General features: G+C 56.0%; 13 protein-coding genes and 2 tRNA genes. 7 read left to right on the top strand and 8 right to left on the bottom strand.

What is annotated here, in order from left to right; translation table 11 throughout:
- The first annotated feature begins 314 nt into the window (after window positions 1–314).
- Complete coding sequence (locus AB5Y67_RS20865) at window positions 315–1406, top strand: porin (RefSeq protein WP_150389549.1); 1092 nt, start codon at window positions 315–317, stop codon at window positions 1404–1406.
- 173 nt (window positions 1407–1579) lie between these two features.
- Complete coding sequence (locus tag AB5Y67_RS20870) at window positions 1580–2215, top strand: murein L,D-transpeptidase catalytic domain family protein (protein ID WP_005354246.1); 636 nt, start codon at window positions 1580–1582, stop codon at window positions 2213–2215.
- A gap of 77 nt (window positions 2216–2292) precedes the next feature.
- On the opposite strand, the gene AB5Y67_RS20875 is transcribed toward AB5Y67_RS20870, so the two are convergent.
- The gene (locus AB5Y67_RS20875) at window positions 2293–2724 is read right to left on the bottom strand and encodes a universal stress protein (protein ID WP_005335309.1); all 432 of its coding nucleotides are present in this window, start codon (window positions 2722–2724) and stop codon (window positions 2293–2295) included.
- Between the two features lie 188 nt (window positions 2725–2912).
- Here AB5Y67_RS20875 and AB5Y67_RS20880 point away from each other — a divergent pair, with 188 nt between their 5' ends.
- On the top strand, window positions 2913–3656 hold the full coding sequence (locus AB5Y67_RS20880) for a substrate-binding periplasmic protein (RefSeq protein WP_368208068.1): 744 nt from the start codon (window positions 2913–2915) through the stop codon (window positions 3654–3656).
- A 119-nt stretch (window positions 3657–3775) separates the two neighbouring features.
- Here the strand turns inward: AB5Y67_RS20880 and AB5Y67_RS20885 are convergent, their stop codons facing one another.
- A complete protein-coding gene (locus AB5Y67_RS20885; RefSeq protein ID WP_005335311.1) occupies window positions 3776–4228 on the bottom strand; it encodes an RNA methyltransferase in 453 nt (150 codons plus the stop codon).
- A gap of 204 nt (window positions 4229–4432) precedes the next feature.
- On the opposite strand from AB5Y67_RS20885, the gene AB5Y67_RS20890 reads away from it, so the two are divergent.
- Together AB5Y67_RS20890 and AB5Y67_RS20895 are read left to right on the top strand one after the other, a co-directional pair.
- Window positions 4433–5524 (top strand): PfkB family carbohydrate kinase, encoded by a 1092-nt coding sequence (locus AB5Y67_RS20890; protein ID WP_123172453.1) that lies wholly within the window; start codon window positions 4433–4435, stop codon window positions 5522–5524.
- Window positions 5518–6426, top strand: a complete 909-nt coding sequence (locus tag AB5Y67_RS20895) for a pseudouridine-5'-phosphate glycosidase (protein ID WP_123172452.1) — start codon at window positions 5518–5520, stop codon at window positions 6424–6426. Before AB5Y67_RS20890 ends, AB5Y67_RS20895 begins: the two co-directional genes overlap by 7 nt.
- Window positions 6427–6512: 86 nt before the next feature.
- Here the strand turns inward: AB5Y67_RS20895 and AB5Y67_RS20900 are convergent, their stop codons facing one another.
- The 4 genes from AB5Y67_RS20900 to AB5Y67_RS20915 form a co-directional block, all read right to left on the bottom strand.
- Entirely contained in the window at window positions 6513–7238 is a 726-nt protein-coding gene (locus tag AB5Y67_RS20900; protein WP_123172451.1) for a carbonic anhydrase, read from the bottom strand.
- 350 nt (window positions 7239–7588) lie between these two features.
- Window positions 7589–8863, bottom strand: a complete 1275-nt coding sequence (locus tag AB5Y67_RS20905) for an alpha/beta fold hydrolase (RefSeq protein ID WP_199427372.1) — start codon at window positions 8861–8863, stop codon at window positions 7589–7591.
- 426 nt (window positions 8864–9289) lie between these two features.
- Window positions 9290–9365 (bottom strand) — tRNA-Asn (locus tag AB5Y67_RS20910).
- Window positions 9366–9369: 4 nt separating this feature from the next.
- Window positions 9370–9445, bottom strand: a tRNA-Phe gene (locus AB5Y67_RS20915).
- A gap of 265 nt (window positions 9446–9710) precedes the next feature.
- Between AB5Y67_RS20915 and rraB the strand changes: the two genes are divergently transcribed.
- On the top strand, window positions 9711–10046 hold the full coding sequence (gene rraB / locus AB5Y67_RS20920; RefSeq protein ID WP_026034893.1) for a ribonuclease E inhibitor RraB: 336 nt from the start codon (window positions 9711–9713) through the stop codon (window positions 10044–10046).
- Between the two features lie 63 nt (window positions 10047–10109).
- Here rraB and AB5Y67_RS20925 read toward each other — a convergent pair whose 3' ends face one another.
- Window positions 10110–12065 (bottom strand): EAL domain-containing protein, encoded by a 1956-nt coding sequence (locus tag AB5Y67_RS20925; protein ID WP_164461936.1) that lies wholly within the window; start codon window positions 12063–12065, stop codon window positions 10110–10112.
- 185 nt (window positions 12066–12250) lie between these two features.
- On the opposite strand from AB5Y67_RS20925, the gene AB5Y67_RS20930 reads away from it, so the two are divergent.
- Window positions 12251–12745, top strand: a complete 495-nt coding sequence (locus tag AB5Y67_RS20930) for a hypothetical protein (RefSeq protein ID WP_005335330.1) — start codon at window positions 12251–12253, stop codon at window positions 12743–12745.
- A 70-nt stretch (window positions 12746–12815) separates the two neighbouring features.
- Here AB5Y67_RS20930 and AB5Y67_RS20935 read toward each other — a convergent pair whose 3' ends face one another.
- Window positions 12816–17765 (bottom strand): VCBS domain-containing protein, encoded by a 4950-nt coding sequence (locus tag AB5Y67_RS20935; RefSeq protein ID WP_368208069.1) that lies wholly within the window; start codon window positions 17763–17765, stop codon window positions 12816–12818.
- Window positions 17766–17778: the final 13 nt, after the last annotated feature.

A 17778-nucleotide genomic window follows, 5' to 3' on the forward strand; every position in this document is an offset into this window, starting at 1 on the left:
CCCCCCGTTTTTCCCGCCCCGCCCCATTCTCCCCTGTGTGATATAGCTCACAACTTGAGCCATCGACCTTGTTGCTCAGAACAGCCTTGATGTCAAAAAAGTCACTAGAAAATAATTCATTGAATTTAATCTCTTTTTATCTTGTCAAAAACCGTCACACCCAGTCTTGATAACGACCTCGTCACCTCAATTAAACAATGATGGATTCAGGCCCAGTCAAGGTTGGGGCGCCTACCGTGTGGCTATCGGACCATTTCCGATTTCACAGAACCGACAACAAGTTCGGAAGTGTTTACATCAGAGGAATAACGCATATGAAGAAGTCTGCACTGACTATTGCCATCTCCAGCCTGCTGCTGGCGAGCGGCGCCCATGCTGCTACCGTTTACAACCAGAACGATACCAAGCTGGAAATCGGCGGCCGTGCACAAGGTGCTTACTACGGTACTGACGACAACGGTTCCGAAGGTGACCAGAGCTACTTCCGTCTGCACGTTGCTGGCGAGACCAAGATTGCTCCCGAGATGAAGGCGTTCGGCTTTGCCGAGTACAACCTGCCGACTTCCGGTTCTGACAACGACGAGCTGCGTTATGCGTATGCCGGCATCAAGCACGACCGTTTCGGCGCATTCAGCTATGGTCGTCAGGATGGCCTGTTCACCAAGGCCGTCAACAACTATACCGACGTTCTGCCTGAGTGGGGCGGTGACGGCCTGGGCAAAGATACTGAAGTATTCGGTACCGGCCGTACCAACGGTCTGGCCCAGTACATCTATAACTACCAGGGTCTGACTCTGGGTGCCCAGTTCACTGGTAACAATGATCCGCAGAATGCAGATCGTTCCAACTTCAAAGATGTAAATGGCCAAACTACTTGGAACAAGAAAGGTTCCAAAGAAGGCTTCGCAGTATCTGCCAACTACGATTTCGATATGGGCCTGAGCCTGGGTGCTGCCTATAACCAGGCTGGCAAGACTGACGAGCAAGCTCGCTACGCCGCCTTCGGTGGCGACAAGGATGCCAAGCTGATGGGCTTCGGCGCCAAATATGCAACTGGCGACCTCTACCTGGCTGCAACCTACTCCCACGGTGAAGACCACCTGTTCGTCAACAACGGCTACGCCGAGAAGATGGATGGCTACGAAGCCGTTGCCCAGTACACCATCGGCAAGTTCAAGCCTTCTCTGGCCTACCTGCGCACTGACGTGAAAGACTCCGCTCACGGTATCGATGATACCTACACCGAGTACGTATCTATCGGTGCCTGGTACAACTTCACCGAGAACTTCAACGCCTACGTTGATTACAAGCTGAACCTGCTGGACTCCGTAGATGGCAAGTCCACCAACTCTCTGGGCAAAAATACCGACGACGTAGTCGCAGTTGCCCTGCAGTACAACTTCTAAGTAATTGGAAGTCAGTTATACCCTGTGATACCAATGTCTACTGTTTGAATTACTTCCGGCCGCTCTGCGGCCGGTTTTTTATTGCGCCTTTTCAGCACCTTGCATATAACTATCGAGCGGATTGATGGCAATATCCGCGTCGTTGACAGGGAGTGACAAGGAGATATTCACGGATGAGACAAGCGCGCGGGAACATAGACTGGCAACGCGGGTGGCTGCTGTTGCCACTGCTGTTGATATCGCTCATCTGGAGCAGCACGGCAGATGCCAGCTGGGATCAGAGCCTCTATCGTCAACTGGGTCTGGCCGGCAAGCTGGATAAACAGACCTTTCGTCAGGCACTCAACAGTTATCAAACTGTGCGCCACAAACGAAAACCCATTCTCACCATCATCGATTACAGCAAGCCATCCACCCAGCGCAGGCTGTTTGTCATCGATATGAAACGCCACAAGCTGCTCTATCACACTTGGGTCAGTCATGGCCGCAACTCAGGTGAACTGGCAGCAAAACACTTTTCCAACCAGCTCAACTCCCGCCAAAGTTCCCTCGGCGTCTATCGCACCGCAGAAACCTATCTGGGCAAGCATGGCTACTCCCTGCGGCTGGACGGACTCAGCCCCGGCAAGAACAGCAATGCCCGCAAGCGTGCCATCGTAGTACATGGCGCCGCCTATGCCAGCCCGACTCATCTGCGCAAATATGACAAGCTGGGGCGCAGCTGGGGTTGCCCCGCCCTGCCCAAAGAGCAGGCCAGAGCCATCATAGATACCATCAAGGGAGGGAGTGTCATCTACGCCCACGGCTAGCGGGCACAACACCAGAAAACGCAAGGCCAGCAATCGCTGGCCTTGTTTGTTACGCTTTTCACTCTAAACGTGGCGCGTTATTGGCGCACCACCAGTACCGGACAGGGTGCATGACGCACCACAGACTCGGCGACACTGCCTACCAGCAGATGGCTGATACCGGAGCGACCGTGGCTGCCCATCACGATCAGCTCAACCTCATCCTCCTTGGCCTGAATGACAATTTCATCGGCGGCGCGGCCAAAGCGAATATCAAAGGTGGCCGGGATCGGCAGGGTGGCAACCAGCTCTTTGAGCTGGGTTCTGGCCTGACGCTCCATCTCGTGGGTGATCTCGATGGCCGTCATATGAAGGATCTTGTAACTGTCAAAACCGTGCAGTTGATCAACCACGTGGATCAGCTTGAGCTGGGCCTGATGGCTCTGTGCCATAAAAACGGCATAGTCGAGTACCGCGCGAGACATTTGGGAAAAATCGACTGGACAGAGCAGAGTCTTGATCGATGGCATAATGCAGTCTCCTCTACTGATTGGGGTGCTATTGAATCTTTACTCGATCATAACGATCCGACCGTAAATAACCCTCGACCCTGTCGCAAAATGGAGATGCGAGATGTTTTCTCCGCCTGCCGCGATCAATGCATGGTATAAATCAGGTGATACGTGCTCTCCTCACCTCTGCGAGGATAATGCTGACCATGCTGCGCATCGGTTGTTTGCTGCTTTGCTCTCTGTGTGCGATCGCCCACGCTCGCACAGCCGATATTCACGTCTATTGCGATGGCTGGCCCGGTTTCTGCCAACCGGATGGCCACGGTATCTATCTCGATCTGGTGCGAACCATCTACCAACCCCACGGCTATCAGATCGTGCCCCATATCGTGCCCTACAAACGCGCCGTCGCCATGGTAGCCAGGCAAGAGGGGGATATGGCGATGAGTGTCTATCGGGACGAGATCAAGGGGGTCGAACAGCCCCGTCAGCCAGCCTCCGCCGATGATGTGACTGTCTTCATGCTCAAGCAGTGGCAGCCACAATGGCGGGGAGAGCGCAGCCTGGAGGGAGAGACCGTACTCTGGCGGCGAGGATGGGTGCTGGATAAATATCTTCCGGTCACCATGCGGTGGCACGAAATCGACAACCATGAGATGGCACTGCAGCTGATTGGCAAGGGGCGCTATCGCTATTACCTGACCGCTGGCGTGCTCCATGCAGCCGATGAGACCCCGGCCAATATGTACCGCACCATTTTGCGCTGGATACCGACTTACCCCATTTTTGCCGATACCGAGCAGGGCGAGCGGCTACTGCAGTTGTGGGATCAGGAGATGATGAATCTGATCCGTCGCGGCACGCTGGCCGAGATATATCGCAATTATCACCTCTATGACTACTACCGCGACTTTCTCGAGGAGCAGGCGGTCAAGGCCGGCGAAAACTGATCCCACCATAGGGGAAAGAGAAGGATGCCGCAGCCCCGTCAACAGCGGCCACCGCCAGCAACCTGCCCATGAGCAATACCTTTCCATTGTGGTTTGAGTCACCGTAGCCGCGCCACAACTCAGGGTTGCCGGAACCCCTTCGCCAATCGGTCATAGAGGATCACATTGACCGAGGCAGCCAGATTCATGCAGCCCTGAGTCGGCACATAAACCACATCTTTCACCGCGCCATAGAGGGCAGGATCGAGCGTGCCATCCTCCGGCCCGAAGATATAAAAGGCGCGCTCAGGGTGGACATAGTCGGGGAGCGGCGTAGCGCCGTCGATCAGATCGACCACCACGGGCACGCATCCCTGCGGGATAAACGCCATCAGATCATCCACCCCGAGCAGCGGGATCTTCTCCACCATCTGCTTGGTATCAGTGGCAAAGCGGCGCGCCAGCTCGAAGCGGTTGCCGGTGTAGTAGACCTCATCCACCCCGTAGCAGCCCGCAGCCCGCATCACTGAGCCGACATTTTCCGGAGACTTGGGATTGACCAACCCCACGCAGCAGAATGCACTCTTTTCCATCATCTCTCCTCATCTTGCGGCGGCCATTATAAGCCGTTGCAGGGCCACCGACCCATTAAAAGTCCCCTCCCCGGCTAAACCGCTTGCCAACCCAGCTTTGAATGTCGATTTTTTGTGCGCAAGCCGACAAATTTTGTACAAGCCGATAGCCAGCAAACGTTTCCCAGCAATAATAGACAAACGTTTGTAAATGGATATTTGTCTATGACTGAGCGTGAACAAGAGATCCTAGCCCTGCTGCGTCAGGATCCCATGATTGCCCAGCAGGAGCTGGCCGATCGCCTTGGCATCAGCCGCTCCGCGCTGGCCAGCCACATCTCCAGCCTGATCCGGCAGGGATATGTGCAAGGCAGAGGTTATGTACTGCGAGAGGGCCCCTACGTGGTGGTGATCGGCGGTGCCAATATGGATATTTGCGGCACCAGCCACGACAACCTGCTGCTCGGCGACTCCAACCCGGGCAAGGTGCGCACCTCGGCCGGTGGTGTTGGCCGCAATATCGCCGAGAATCTGGCGCGGCTCGGCAGCGACACCCGGCTGCTAACCGCGGTCGGCAACGACCAGTATGGCCACCATCTATTGGAGGTGAGCCAGCGGGCCGGCGTCGATGTGCGCCAGACTCTGGTGCTCGATGGTCACGCCACCTCCTGCTATCTCAGCCTGCATGATGGCAGCGGCGAAATGAGCTGCGCTATCAATGACATGGCCATCATAGAGCAGCTCACCCCTGCCCGCCTGACCCCCCTCGCAGGCTTTCTCGGCGGTGCCCGGCTTTGGGTGCTCGATACCAATCTGGCCATCCACACCCTCGACTGGCTGTTCGAGCGACAGGGGGAGCACGCCATCTTTGTCGATACCGTTTCGGTGGCCAAGGTGGAGAAGATCCGCCCCTGGCTCGGCAAGATCCACACCCTCAAACCCAATCGCAGTGAAGCCGAGCAGCTGTGCGGTATGACCATCGCCGGGCCCGAAACCTGGCCCATGGTAGCCGCCTGGTTCCACCGCGCCGGGGTCAAGCGACTGTTCCTCAGTCTGGGTGAACTGGGGATCTTCTACAGCGATGGCGAGCAGCAGGGTCACCTGCCGGTACTGGGTAGTCCGGTACTCAACGTCACCGGCGGCGGGGATGCCTTTATGGCTGGCCTTGCCCACGCTTGGCTGCAACAGCTCGACATTGCCCAAACCACCCGCTTTGCCCTGGGCTGCGCCGCACTCACCGTCAATTGTTCCGATACCGTTTTTTCCGGTCTGAGCAAGACCGCCGTTGACCGCATACTGGAGGAGTACTCATGCTGAACGCTTACCTCGATATCCAACCGGAAGTGGCTGCCGCGCTGGCTGCCGGCAAACCGGTCGTCGCCCTCGAATCCACCATCATTTCCCACGGCATGCCCTATCCACAGAACGTGGAGACGGCCCGTCAGGTGGAGCAGGTGGTGCGCGATAACGGCGCCATTCCGGCCACCATCGCCATCCTCGATGGGCGCCTCAAGGTGGGTCTCGATGCGAGTGCGCTGGAAGCGCTCGGCCGGGCAGGCCACGACGTGACCAAGTGCAGCCGCCGCGACATTCCGTTCGTGCTGGCGCGCAAGGGGATGGGGGCCACCACGGTCGCCTCCACCATGATCATCGCCGCCATGGCGGGGATCCGGGTCTTTGCCACCGGTGGTATCGGCGGGGTACATCGCGGCGCGCAGGAGACCTTCGATATCTCGGCCGACCTGCAGGAGCTGGCCCAAACGCCGGTGGCCGTAGTCTGTGCCGGTGCCAAGTCGATCCTCGATATCGGGCTGACCTTGGAGTATCTGGAGACCCAGGGCGTGCCGGTGATCGGCTATCAAACCGAGGAGCTGCCCGCCTTCTACACCCGCGAGAGCGGCTTCAAGGTCGATTATCGCCTCGATACCCCGGCAGCCATCGCCGAGGCGCTGCGCCTCAAGTGGGAGCTGGGACTGGCGGGCGGCGCCGTGGTGGCCAACCCCATCCCGAGCGCACACGCCATGCCGAAAGCCGATATCGACGCAGCCATTGCCCAGGCGCTCCATGAAGCGGACGAGCAGGGGATCAAGGGCAAGGCGTCAACCCCCTTCCTGCTGGCCCGCGTCTGCGAGCTGACTGGCGGCAACTCGCTGGCGGCCAATATACAGCTGGTACTGAACAACGCGGCCCTCGGTGCCCGCATCGCCTCCAGCCTCTGATCGCACGCCGATACCTCGCCATGTAAAAGAGGGCCTGACGGCCCTCTTGTTGTGTTTGCTATCTGCAGCGCTATTGCAACGCTGTGTTATTGCAGCACCACGCGCCCATTGAGCGGTTGCACCGGCCGGTTGTTGGGGTGGTGCATCACCGCCTTGAAGGCGTCGATCTGGGCCTGACTGACCTCAACCGGCTGCTTCATCACCAGCCAGCGCACTCCTTCCGAGCAGGGGGGCGTAGTAAGGGAACCGCTGAAGCGATAGTAGTCATGGCTTTCGGGCAGCAGTTGCTCAGCAGAGAGCGACGTCTTGAGGGTGTGGATCTCCCCCACCTTAGCCGGTAGTTCACCCCAGGCTGCCGCCAGCACCGGATTGGCCTTGCCAGCCTCGAACATCACCGCCACCACGGCGATCTCTCCCTTGTCACTGACATGCACCAGATGCCCTTCCAGCGGATAGGATTTGCCCTCGATGAGGTTCTCACTCGGGGCGTGGAAGTGAAACTGCTTTAATTCAAACCTGGTGCCATCGAGTTGCAAGGTGCTGCCCGGGGCATAACCGACCTGCACGGTATGACCGTTGTTGACCACTGTGTTGCCACCCGCCTGATAGTGGAGTACCAGCGGGGCCAGTTTGGCCTCGACCAATCCGCTCAGGTCAACCGGCGACTGATTGCTGCCCGCACACTGACCAAACTCAGGGGTCAGCTTGGCCCAGTGGGCAGGCCCCGCCTCACCGCTATATTCCCAATGGGGGGTGGCAGCAAACACGACAGGGCACAGCAACAGGGAGCAGGCCAACAGAGACTTTCTCATCATACATCCTTATCTTGATTGAAAAGCACGACCATCCCCTCCCCCGGATAGCGGGGCATGCAGAGATGGCATATCAGATACGCGGGATACAGAGCATCTGAGCGACTTTCTAATGGTAACGAGCACGGGTTGGTCAATCGGTTTGACCGCGGCTCAATACAGAGTCGTTTGGAAAGTATATGGTGAGGGATCGACAGAGACAGTGAAAGAGGGGGAAATTAATCAGCCAGCTATCCACTCATCGTCTGGCAGGCGCGGGGCAAGGTTCAGGGAGTCACGCTTTCATAACAACTATCCATCACAACCATCGCGGGAGTCCGGGCTCCCGCGATAGTTGCCGATAACGGCAATTAACGGTCGCGATTCAACGCGATCAGACGATCAAGAATCGCCTCACCATCGGCGCGCAAACCGTTGTGCTCATATTCATTGGAGATCCAGGCGCGACTGTTGCCAAGACCACGCAGAGTTTCGCGACTGTAGTCAAACTCCACATACATATCCTCGGCATAAACGGCGCAGGCCACCGGCACCTGGTTGCGGGCCAGTTGTGCCGGGTCATAGAGCGCCCCCCAGTCCGCCTTGTTGGCCAGCAGATGGGCCGCCTCTTTCAGGGGCAGCAACTCGCGGTACTGCTCGAACATCCAGGGGTAAACCATCTCGCCGGTGAAGGCGAAATCCTTTCCGAGTGCCCAGTTCACCGCAGGAAACTCCCCTCTGACCCGATCCGCCGCCCAGCGAGTCGCCTCCCCTTCGGCGTAGATAGCCTCGTGCAGAATGGCAAACAGCGGGTTGGTATTGAATGGCTGCATGCTCTGCACCTGATAGAGAAAGGCCGGGCTCAGCTTGTCACCGATAAAGGCCTCTTCCAGCAGGTAATAAAGCTCCTCGAAGGCACCCGTGGCACCAAGATCCAGCCCTTGCTGCTGGAACTGCTCCACCGTCAGGCGCTGGCCGTTGGGCAGTCGCACATCATGCTGGTGCAGATGGTTGGCCAGCCGGTAGGCAATCCCCTGAACGTGGGGGAAGCGGGCGAAGAAGGCTCGGTTCTTGTCAGCCACCCGCTGGTAGGTGGCGCGGTAAACCTCCTCGGCGCTGCGGCCAATCGGCGCGATACCGCCGGTGATATAGACCTCCCGCAGGCTATCAGGGAAGAGCGAGAGATAGGTCAGGCAGCAAAAGCCACCAAAGCTTTGCCCCAGCAGGCTCCAGCGATGCTTGGGGCTGAGCTCCAACCGGATGAACTCGGCATCTTGCACTATGCTGTCGGCGCGAAAATGGCTGAGATACTCCGCCTGCTCGGCCGGGGTCATTTTGGCCAGAATCTGCCCGTGAATGGGGCTCGACATCCCGGTGCCACGCTGATCCAGCAGCAGCACTCGGAACTCCTGCAACGCCCGCTTGAGCCAGCCACTGTTGGCTGTCGGGCGCGGCGCGCCGAAACCGGGACCGCCCTGCAAAAAGAGCAGCCAGGGGAGCTTGTCATCGAGTTTGTCTTTGCGGCAGAGGGTGCGGGCAAACAGGGTAATGCTGTCACCATCCGGCTCATCATGATCGAGGGGAACGGTAAAAAAGTGCGGCTCGCAATGAATGCCGTCCAGTACATAGCTCAAGGGGCTGTTCATCTGGGATCTCTCCGTCAGGATGGGAACATCATTGACCCCATCATAGCCCCGCCCAGCCACAGGGTCACTCCAGTTTTCCAAAATGTTAACAATGGCTTAAAGGCCGAAACATCACCAGACAAGCCGCTCTTCAACGGTGCTGAATTAATTGTTTTGCAGGGGAGATTGACGCCATGGCGCCATTCAACAAAGATGGCTCGCCTGCACAGGAGTGCAGCCATTCAGGCCGACAAAATGGATAAGGGAATGTGATGAAACCGAAGTGGATCAGGGCCAGAAAAAGAGAGAAGAAGCCATGCCCTGCCAGCATGTTGCAAACCGGAATGCTGCTGTTCAGTGCCACCTGTGGCGCGACGCTCTTTTTGGCCGCATGCAACAGCAACTAGAAATGAAAAAGCCCGCTCGATTGAGCGGGCTTTTCGAATTTGGCTCCTCCTACTGGACTTGAACCAGTGACATACGGATTAACAGTCCGCCGTTCTACCGACTGAACTAAGGAGGAATTATGGTGCCCAGAGACGGAATCGAACCGCCGACACGGGGATTTTCAATCCCCTGCTCTACCGACTGAGCTATCTGGGCAACGGCGCGCATTAAACCCTTTCCAGCGCAGAGTGTCAACCATGATGGCACGATAAAAAGCGCGTTCGCTCAACAACCGAACGAAGCGGCCATTTATTATCCATTTCAGTCCTGTTTGCCGTACTTGCTGGCCTCTGCACGCCCTGCAGGCTGCGCCAATATGATGGAAATTCGAGGTTCAGTGGGTCCGCCGCATTGAGCCGAATCCACTCTGCGAGTATGCTTTGCCGCAATGATACCGCCTGGAGGCAACATGAGTCTGAATATGCAAGAGTGGCGTGATGAGACCACCGAGATCGTCAACGAACTGCTGGCCGATGGCAGCAATCCCGATGCGGATTACGACATCGAGCACCACTTCGCCTGCCAGGATTTCGACCGTCTGGAAAAAGCAGCGGTTGACCTGTTCAAGGCCGGTTTTGAAGTGACCGATGCCGAAGAGATGGAGCTGGATGACGGCGCCACCATCTTCTGCTTCGATGCCACCATCGAGTGCAAGCTGAATGTCGAAGCGATCGTCGCCGATATCGCCAAGATGCTGCCCATCCTGGAAAAATACGGGGTGGATTACGATGGTTGGGGCACCTACTTCCAGGATTGATCCTGCCTCCATCGTAAAACAACAAGGCCACCTTGCAGTGGCCTTGTTGTTTCTGACGATCTCTCACGCCAGATAGCTGGCAGCAAACTCCGTCGGCGGCAGGGGGCGGCTGAACAGATAGCCCTGTAACCGATCACACCCCGCCTCGGTCAGCCACAACTGCTGCTCGGGTGTCTCTACCCCTTCGGCGGTGATGCGGATCCCGAGCTCATGGCCCAACCCGATGACCGAACGCACGATAGCGGTGGTCGCGCTATTGCTGGCCAGCCCCTGAGTGAAGCTGCGATCCAGCTTGAGGGTCGCCACCTGCAAACGCGGCAGATAGGCCAGTGAACAGTAACCGGTACCAAAGTCGTCGATGGCCAACTGAAAACCGGCGGCAATCAGGTTGTCGAGGTTGGTCTCAATCTCGTCGGCGTTCTCCATCAGTACCCCTTCGGTGATCTCCAGCTCCAGTTGACTGGCCTTGAGACCATGGCGAGCGATGCAGGCAGAGACCCGCTCACAAAGCGCCGGATCACGGAACTGCAGCGGCGAGAGGTTGATGGAGAGCACCATATCCGGCTGCGCAGTTTGCCACTGCGCCAGCTGGGCACAGCCCTGCTCCAGCATCAGCTGGCCAAGTTGACCGATGATCCCCATCTCTTCCGCCAACGGAATGAATTCGTCGGGGGAGATCATCCCAAGCTCGGGATGGGGCCAGCGACAGAGCAGTTCGGCGCCATGCAGCCGGTGAGTACGGGTACAGATGATCGGCTGATAGACTGCAACCAGCTGGGCGGACTTGATGGCGAGCGGCAACTGGGCGGCGATCAACTGACGCCGCTTGAGCCGGGCATGCAGCTCGGGATCAAACAGGGTGCAGTACTGCTGCTGCCGTTTGCCCTGCGCCAGCGCAGCCTCGGCATGGCTGAGCAACCGCTCGGCATCGCTTGCCCGCCCCTGGGCCAGCCCCAGAAACACCGGGATCTGGATGCGATGATCTTCCACCTGATAGTGCTCCATCAACTGCTGCTGCAGATGCTGGCTCCACCCCTGCAATGGCTCATTGAAATCCGGCAGCAACAGGCTGAAGTCATCGGCAGCGACCCGACAGAGAAGGGAACGCGGCGGTACCAGCTGCTGCAACCGCTTGGCCACCTGGCTGAGCAGGCGATCGGCAATCCGTATCCCGAAGCGATCGTTGATCTCACGAAAATGGTGCAGATCGACCAGCACCAATGTGGCACTGCGTTCCCCAAGATGGCGGCTGGTCTGCAAGAACCGGGAGAGTTTGAGCAGTCCGGTCAGACTGTCGTAGTGCTGCTCCTGCTGCAACTGCGCCTGAGTGGTGCGCAGGCCGGTGATGTCACGCCCTAGCGTCAGGATCCCTAGGGAGTGACCATCACCATCGGGGACATCGACCCGGGTGATCTCCATGTGTCGCCCCTGCCCGCTGGCATCCAGCAGACAACACTCGCCATGACCCATCCCCTGCGGCGCCGCCAGCCGGAACGGTAGCTGCTGACCCAGCACCTCATCCGCCCCCTGGCCGATAAAGTCGAGAAACGCCTGGTTGCACTCCAGCAACACCCCGTTGTGATCATCGAAACGGATCAGATCAGGAATGGCATCGAGCAGAAAACGCTGCAACAACTGCTGCTTTTTGACGGTTTGTTCCAGGCTCTTGCGCTGGGCAATCTCGTTAACCACCCCGAATACTGCGCACGCCTCTCCCTGCGGGGTGTAAAGAGGCACCTTGTGCACCTCCATCCAGCAGGTATTCCCGCCCCGGTTGCAATGGAGCTGCTGATACAGCATCGGCACGCCTCCAGCAAGCAGCTGCTCATCCTCACTGCGAAAGAGATCGCCCCATGGCATATCTGCATCTGTCTTGCCGACAACCTCGGCAGGCGACTCCAGCTTGGCTTCACGGGCAAACTCACGATTGGCGAACAGGTAACGCCCATGACTATCTCGACAGAAGATACTCATTGGCAATTGGTCGATGATCTGCTGCAGCAGATCCGGGGTGAGCATGTTGGTCACAGGGGTGCTTATGGAGGAATTTCGAGCAAATCTATGATAGCAAACCAATTTTGTAAAGCACCCCGATCACCTCCCCATAACATCGAACGCTGGATGGTTGCTGACAGAGATTGTCGCTCCGGCGATAATAGGCGCCGGTTGGCCAATGGCCTGGTGATATGGACGAGAGAAACAAGATGAAAAAGATTATGGGGAGCGCATTGGCGCTGCTGCTGGTTGGTTGTGCTGGTGACAATAACGGCGGTGAGGAGTATCGCTACAACCCGCCAATTGCCAAGGCAACCAACAACACTCAGGAAATGGCGATCCCGGTGGATCTGGTGTGGGCTCGCGCCGAGAAGTGGTTCACCGATCACGGCCTCACCATCGAAAACAGCCAGCGTGGCTCCGGCCTGATGACTGCCAACGTCAACCAGTCAGCCGACGGGCTGGAGTGGCTGGACTGCGGTACCATGGGTTCCAAAGTTGCACTGGGCAACCCGAACCTGCAGATCAACCTGATCATCACCCAGAGCGGCAACAGCAGCGTGGCCACCGTCAACGTCAAGGGCAACACCGAGCTGTTCTTCGTTGAATCCTCAGGCGAGCGCGTACCGGCCCCGTCCATCAAGCCGGTCTGTGTCTCCCGCGGCACCCTGGAGCAGAGCCTGTTTGCCACCCTCGGCAACTGATTTCACTCCCCTGCAAAGATAAAAAAAGCGGCAGATTGCTCTGCCGCTTTTTTATTGCCCCGAGTTGGGCTTACTTGTCGATATCGAGCATGTTGTTGGTCAACATGTAATCGATCACCTGGCTAGCCGTTGCACCACTATTACCGGTCAGAGAGCCAAAAGTGTGGCCAGACAACACAATCTCCTGGGTCACAGAACCACCCACCGAATCGCTAACCTTGAGATGCACACCTTGGCTATCTGCAGACACAGACAACAGATTTTTAAGCAATGACTCCGTTTTAGACCCATCATGATCCAGCAGGTCACTCAGATCCAGCTTGTCGCGCAGCGTCGGATCACTCAGGCTCGGTTTGAAGTCCGTGACAGTATCAACCGTCAACTTACCTGATTCGGTATCCCCCTTGTTCCACACGAAGATATCCGCTCCATCGCCACCGGTCAGTATGTCGTTGCCCAGACCACCACTCAAATAGTCATTCCCTGTTCCGCCGGAAAGGAGATCATTACCCGTTCCCCCTCTCAGACCGTCATTTCCGTCACCACCAAATAATAAATCATTACCTGAACCACCAAATAGCAAGTCAACGCCACCTTGACCATAAATACGATCACTTCCGGCACCCCCATGAGCAATATCAATATGGGCAGTACTAAAAGCCTGAGTCTTCAGCGCACTATCCTCACCATTACTTGGAGTAACTAGCAGGCTACTGTCCGCACCACTCATGAACGACACCAGCTTTTGTTGCGCGGCTGCTATATTGTTAGGCGCACTTGCATTCTGATCCAGAATCGCATGGCTTTCACCAAGATAGATTATGTCATCGCCACGCCCAGATAATACGTTATCCCCGCCAGCCCCCACGTCAATCACAACACCTCGAGTATGGTTTGCAATCAACTGATTACTGATTCCTGCAGGGTTACTCCACAACAGTTGTTCATAACTGGTACCAAAATAATTCAATCGCACATCATCAATCACATCACCTGTAGACCTTACATCTGTCCCCACCACAAAGGTCAACGTGCTCGAACTGGTATCACCATCAAGATCTTTCAAGGTGTAACCGAAATCAAGCTTGACCGAGGGCGACACTGCGGCACCAAAGAACTGATAACTGCCGTTATCAAGATCGACAATCAGTGAATGCTTGTTATCGATGTAGATAGTCAGCGTTTTGGTTACAGCATCAAAGCTATGGCTGAGCGTATTGGAACTGCCTGAAGTAGAAGTAGTAACAGTATTACCGTTAAAGTTATACGTCACGCCGCGAACCGTAAGTTGGCTCACAAAACCACCATCAGCCCCCACACCAAAACCATCAGACCCGCTTAGCAAATTACCACCAATAGGCTGAACCACTGATTGCAACAGAATGGGTGGCAACTTGGTCACATCTGGGACAATTACCGCATTTCCATCCACATTCAAATAACCATCGAATGCAACTTTGTCTAGATGACTAGCTGGTACGTTATCACCCATGCCATAGGACAGTGCAGTCACCTTGTTATTATGCAAGTGTTCTGTCCATGTCTGCTCTTCAAATTTATCAATTTCATCATTCGGATTCGGTTGACCATCAGATAAGAAATAACTGACATTGGTGGCCCCATTCAAACGCCCAGAATTACTTCCCCCCCAACTATTTTGGGCCAATTTGAGAGCATCATCATAATCAGTGGAACCATCGGCTTTCAATTGGGAGATGATATTTTTGGCAGTTGCAACATCAAGCCAGCTTGAATCGCCTTTAAGCGCTGCATCATAAGAAAAAACGATAAGCTGTACTTTTGTCTGCCCTTGCGCAAGATACTGATCCAGCAACTGGTAAGCAGACTCTTTCATTACATCCAAACGAGACTTGATGACATTTTTATCACTTCCCGTTTTTGCATCCCATGCCATAGAGCCGGATATATCCAAGATCAACTGCACATTAGCACCGACTTTAGTTTCTGACTCCACAGCATGGAAAATCGGGCCGGCAACCGGCACATCATCACGTACGGCAACAACGAAAGAGTCGGGGATAGTGTCGAAACCGGCTTTGCTCACCTCATAGTTCACGGTGAGACGCAGCTCATCCTGACTGCTCAATATATTGCTTTGACCATCCACAAGATGGCTGAGCGGCTTGATCATGGTGAAGGTATAGCTCGGCGGATTCGCGTTGTTATCTACCGTCACGGTAAAGGCCAGATTCGCAGGGGTTTTGGTACCTATATACCCATTAAGCCCCGAACCAACCTGCTCCCAGTTCAACACTTGTCCTTCTATGCCAGTTATCCCGCCAATACTCAACAGCTTGAGCTGAACACCTGTCACGTTGTTACCACTACCATCTGTCACCTGTAGCTGCTGGGTTACAGAAAGCGGACCACTGATCGGTTCTCCGACAGGCTCTGGCAAACCAGCATTGCCACCAGACAAACCATCTTCATCAACCAGACCATTCTCTAAATGGACTCTAAAATCGTTATCGATGATGGTGCCAGTGCCACTCTTGTCACCTACGGTCACCTGCAGAGTCTCGTTAGTCTCAACCAGACGATCGTTCACTGTAGGCACGGTAACCGTGAAGCTGGTCACCCCGGCTGGTACGCTCACACTCTTGCCATCGGCGCTCAAAGTCACACCATGGCTAAATGTTGGTCTTCCCCAATCAGCATTTGTTGCGGCATTCGCTCCTGTGCCGGCAATGGAGAAGCTGTACTGGGTCACCACATTGGTCGCCCCGCTCAGGGTCACTACATGTTGCAGACTGGTACCTTCAAGCTCGCTGTCACTTGCTATATTGACCACAGTCGGGCGCGCCAGCGGGTTGACAGCAAAGCTGCCTTGCGAGCTATCACCATCGCGATCAAAGGCCTTGAAGGTGAAGTCGATGTCGCCATCGTCCGGACGCTGCATCTCGGCATACTGGAAGAACTCCCATTTGCCGGTAGCAGGGGTGAACTCCAACTTGAAGACCAATTTGCCACTCCCATCATTCCCCAGCAGGGTGTTGTTCCCACTCTTGCTGATAGTGATGGGGGAGCCAGTGGCCGTCAGCAGGCCGCGTTCAAAATCTTCCGGTTTGATGTCCAGCGCCATATAACCTTTACCATCCGCCCCCCATTGCGTTGCAACTGTACCCGAACCATAGGCAATCGCCTGCGGGGTATAGGAGCCAAGGAACTCGATAGACTTGACGGTAAAGTCGCTGTTATCTGAGGTATTGGTATTGCCGTTGTTAGTAGCCTTGATCACCATGGTGTCAAAACCGCCCTGCTGCACCTGGAAGTTCTGGTTGTACTCTCCACCTGCCGCATCCGAGCTAAACATCAGTGTGGAGACCAGTACTCCTCCGCGGTAAAACTCCACAACACCACTCTCCTTCTCGCCACCAAACATCTGGCTGAATTTGATATTCGCACCATAGGCCACGGTCCCCGGATCGAGCTTGACGATCAGCTCCTCGGATGCAGACTTTCCATTCCCAAAGAGACGGAAATCCACTTCATTGGCGAGGTTGTGATAAGGACTATTGCTACTTGCAACACCAAGCCCAGCCGTTGAAGCATTGACATCTGCAGCAATAAGAGTTGAATCGGTCGCCGACTTGAACCCTTGGGCAGTGATCTTGAACCCGTCCAGATCAAGCTCTCTCTGGTTTGTCGTTGCCGAGTATCGAGTCAAATCAAACAGGCCGGTCAATACATTCGGTATGTCTGTCTTGGCAACGGAGACCACTTCAGCATTCTCGGCAATCGGGGCATCATCTTCGACAGTAATCGTCAAAGGCTTAGTCACAGACAGAGTCCCATCAGAAACAGACACATTTATCTTGAGATCAAGGGTGTCTTCCTGGGTGGTATTAGCATGATCCAACGGCTGCTTCAGGGTCACTTCATAACCCCAGTCACCTTTGCTACTACCAACTGGTGCTGTCAGCTTAACCTCAAGAACAACGTTGTCCTTGCTACCGGCATAGCCAATCAACGTTTTGCTGTCAGCATCCCAACTCCACTCGATCTTCACACCACCAGAATAAACTGGTTGAACACCATTATCGGTTGGCCATCCCAGTGAAACAGTCAAGTTATTGCTGTCAATATCACCGACGGTAATCACTCCCTTGGCAACGATCTCATCAGTAGCATCTTTCTGGCCATCTTCACCCAATTCATCTTTCAGCCCACCAAGGAGACCTTCTTCGGAGACGACAACATCGTTGGAGATGTTCAGCGTCGGGGCGTCATTGGTGCCGGTGATGATGATGGTCACCGTGTGCGGTGTGCCATCGACACTCTGCACGGTGAAGGTCTCTTGCTTGGTCTCGCCTTTGCCCAGGTACTGCACCAGGCTGTTGTCGACGTTGTAGGTCCAGGTGCCGTCAGCCGTGATGCTCAGGCTGCCCAGTGCATCCGGACTCGCGGTGATGCTGGCCGCGTCGGTCTTGAACGCCACTTCATCCGCGCCGTCCACGTCGCTGATCTTCAGCTGGCCGCTGTCGCTCAGCAGGCCTGTGCTCGAGACGTTCAGGTCTTCGGTCACTTCACCCACAGCATCGCCGCTGATGATCGCCTTGTCGTTGGTGCCTGTGATGGTGATGGTCACGGTGTGCTCGGTGCCATCCACGGACTTGACCACGAAGGTCTCAACCTTGGTCTCACCCTCGCCCAGGTACTCCACCTTGCTGTTGTCAACGTTATAGGTCCAGACACCGCCCTCGGTGATGGTCAGGCTGCCCAGCGGGGCCCCCTCGGTTGGGTGCGCCACCGCCGCCACATCGGTGCGGAAGGTGTTGTCGGCATCCTTACCGTCCACGTCCACGGCCGTCAGGGTACCGCTGTCACTCAGCACGATGTTGCCATTACCCTCGGTCACTTCACCCACAGCATCGCCGCTGATGATCGCCTTGTCGTTGGTGCCGTTGATGGTGATGGTCACCGTGGTGGTGGTCACCCCGTCCGCGTTGGTCACCGTGATGGTGTCGGTCAGCTTCTCGCCCGCCTTCAGGTTCTGGATCGCCGCCTGACCG

The sequence above is a fragment of the Aeromonas sp. s12 genome, assembly GCF_040907925.1.
Lineage (GTDB): Bacteria > Pseudomonadota > Gammaproteobacteria > Enterobacterales > Aeromonadaceae > Aeromonas > Aeromonas veronii.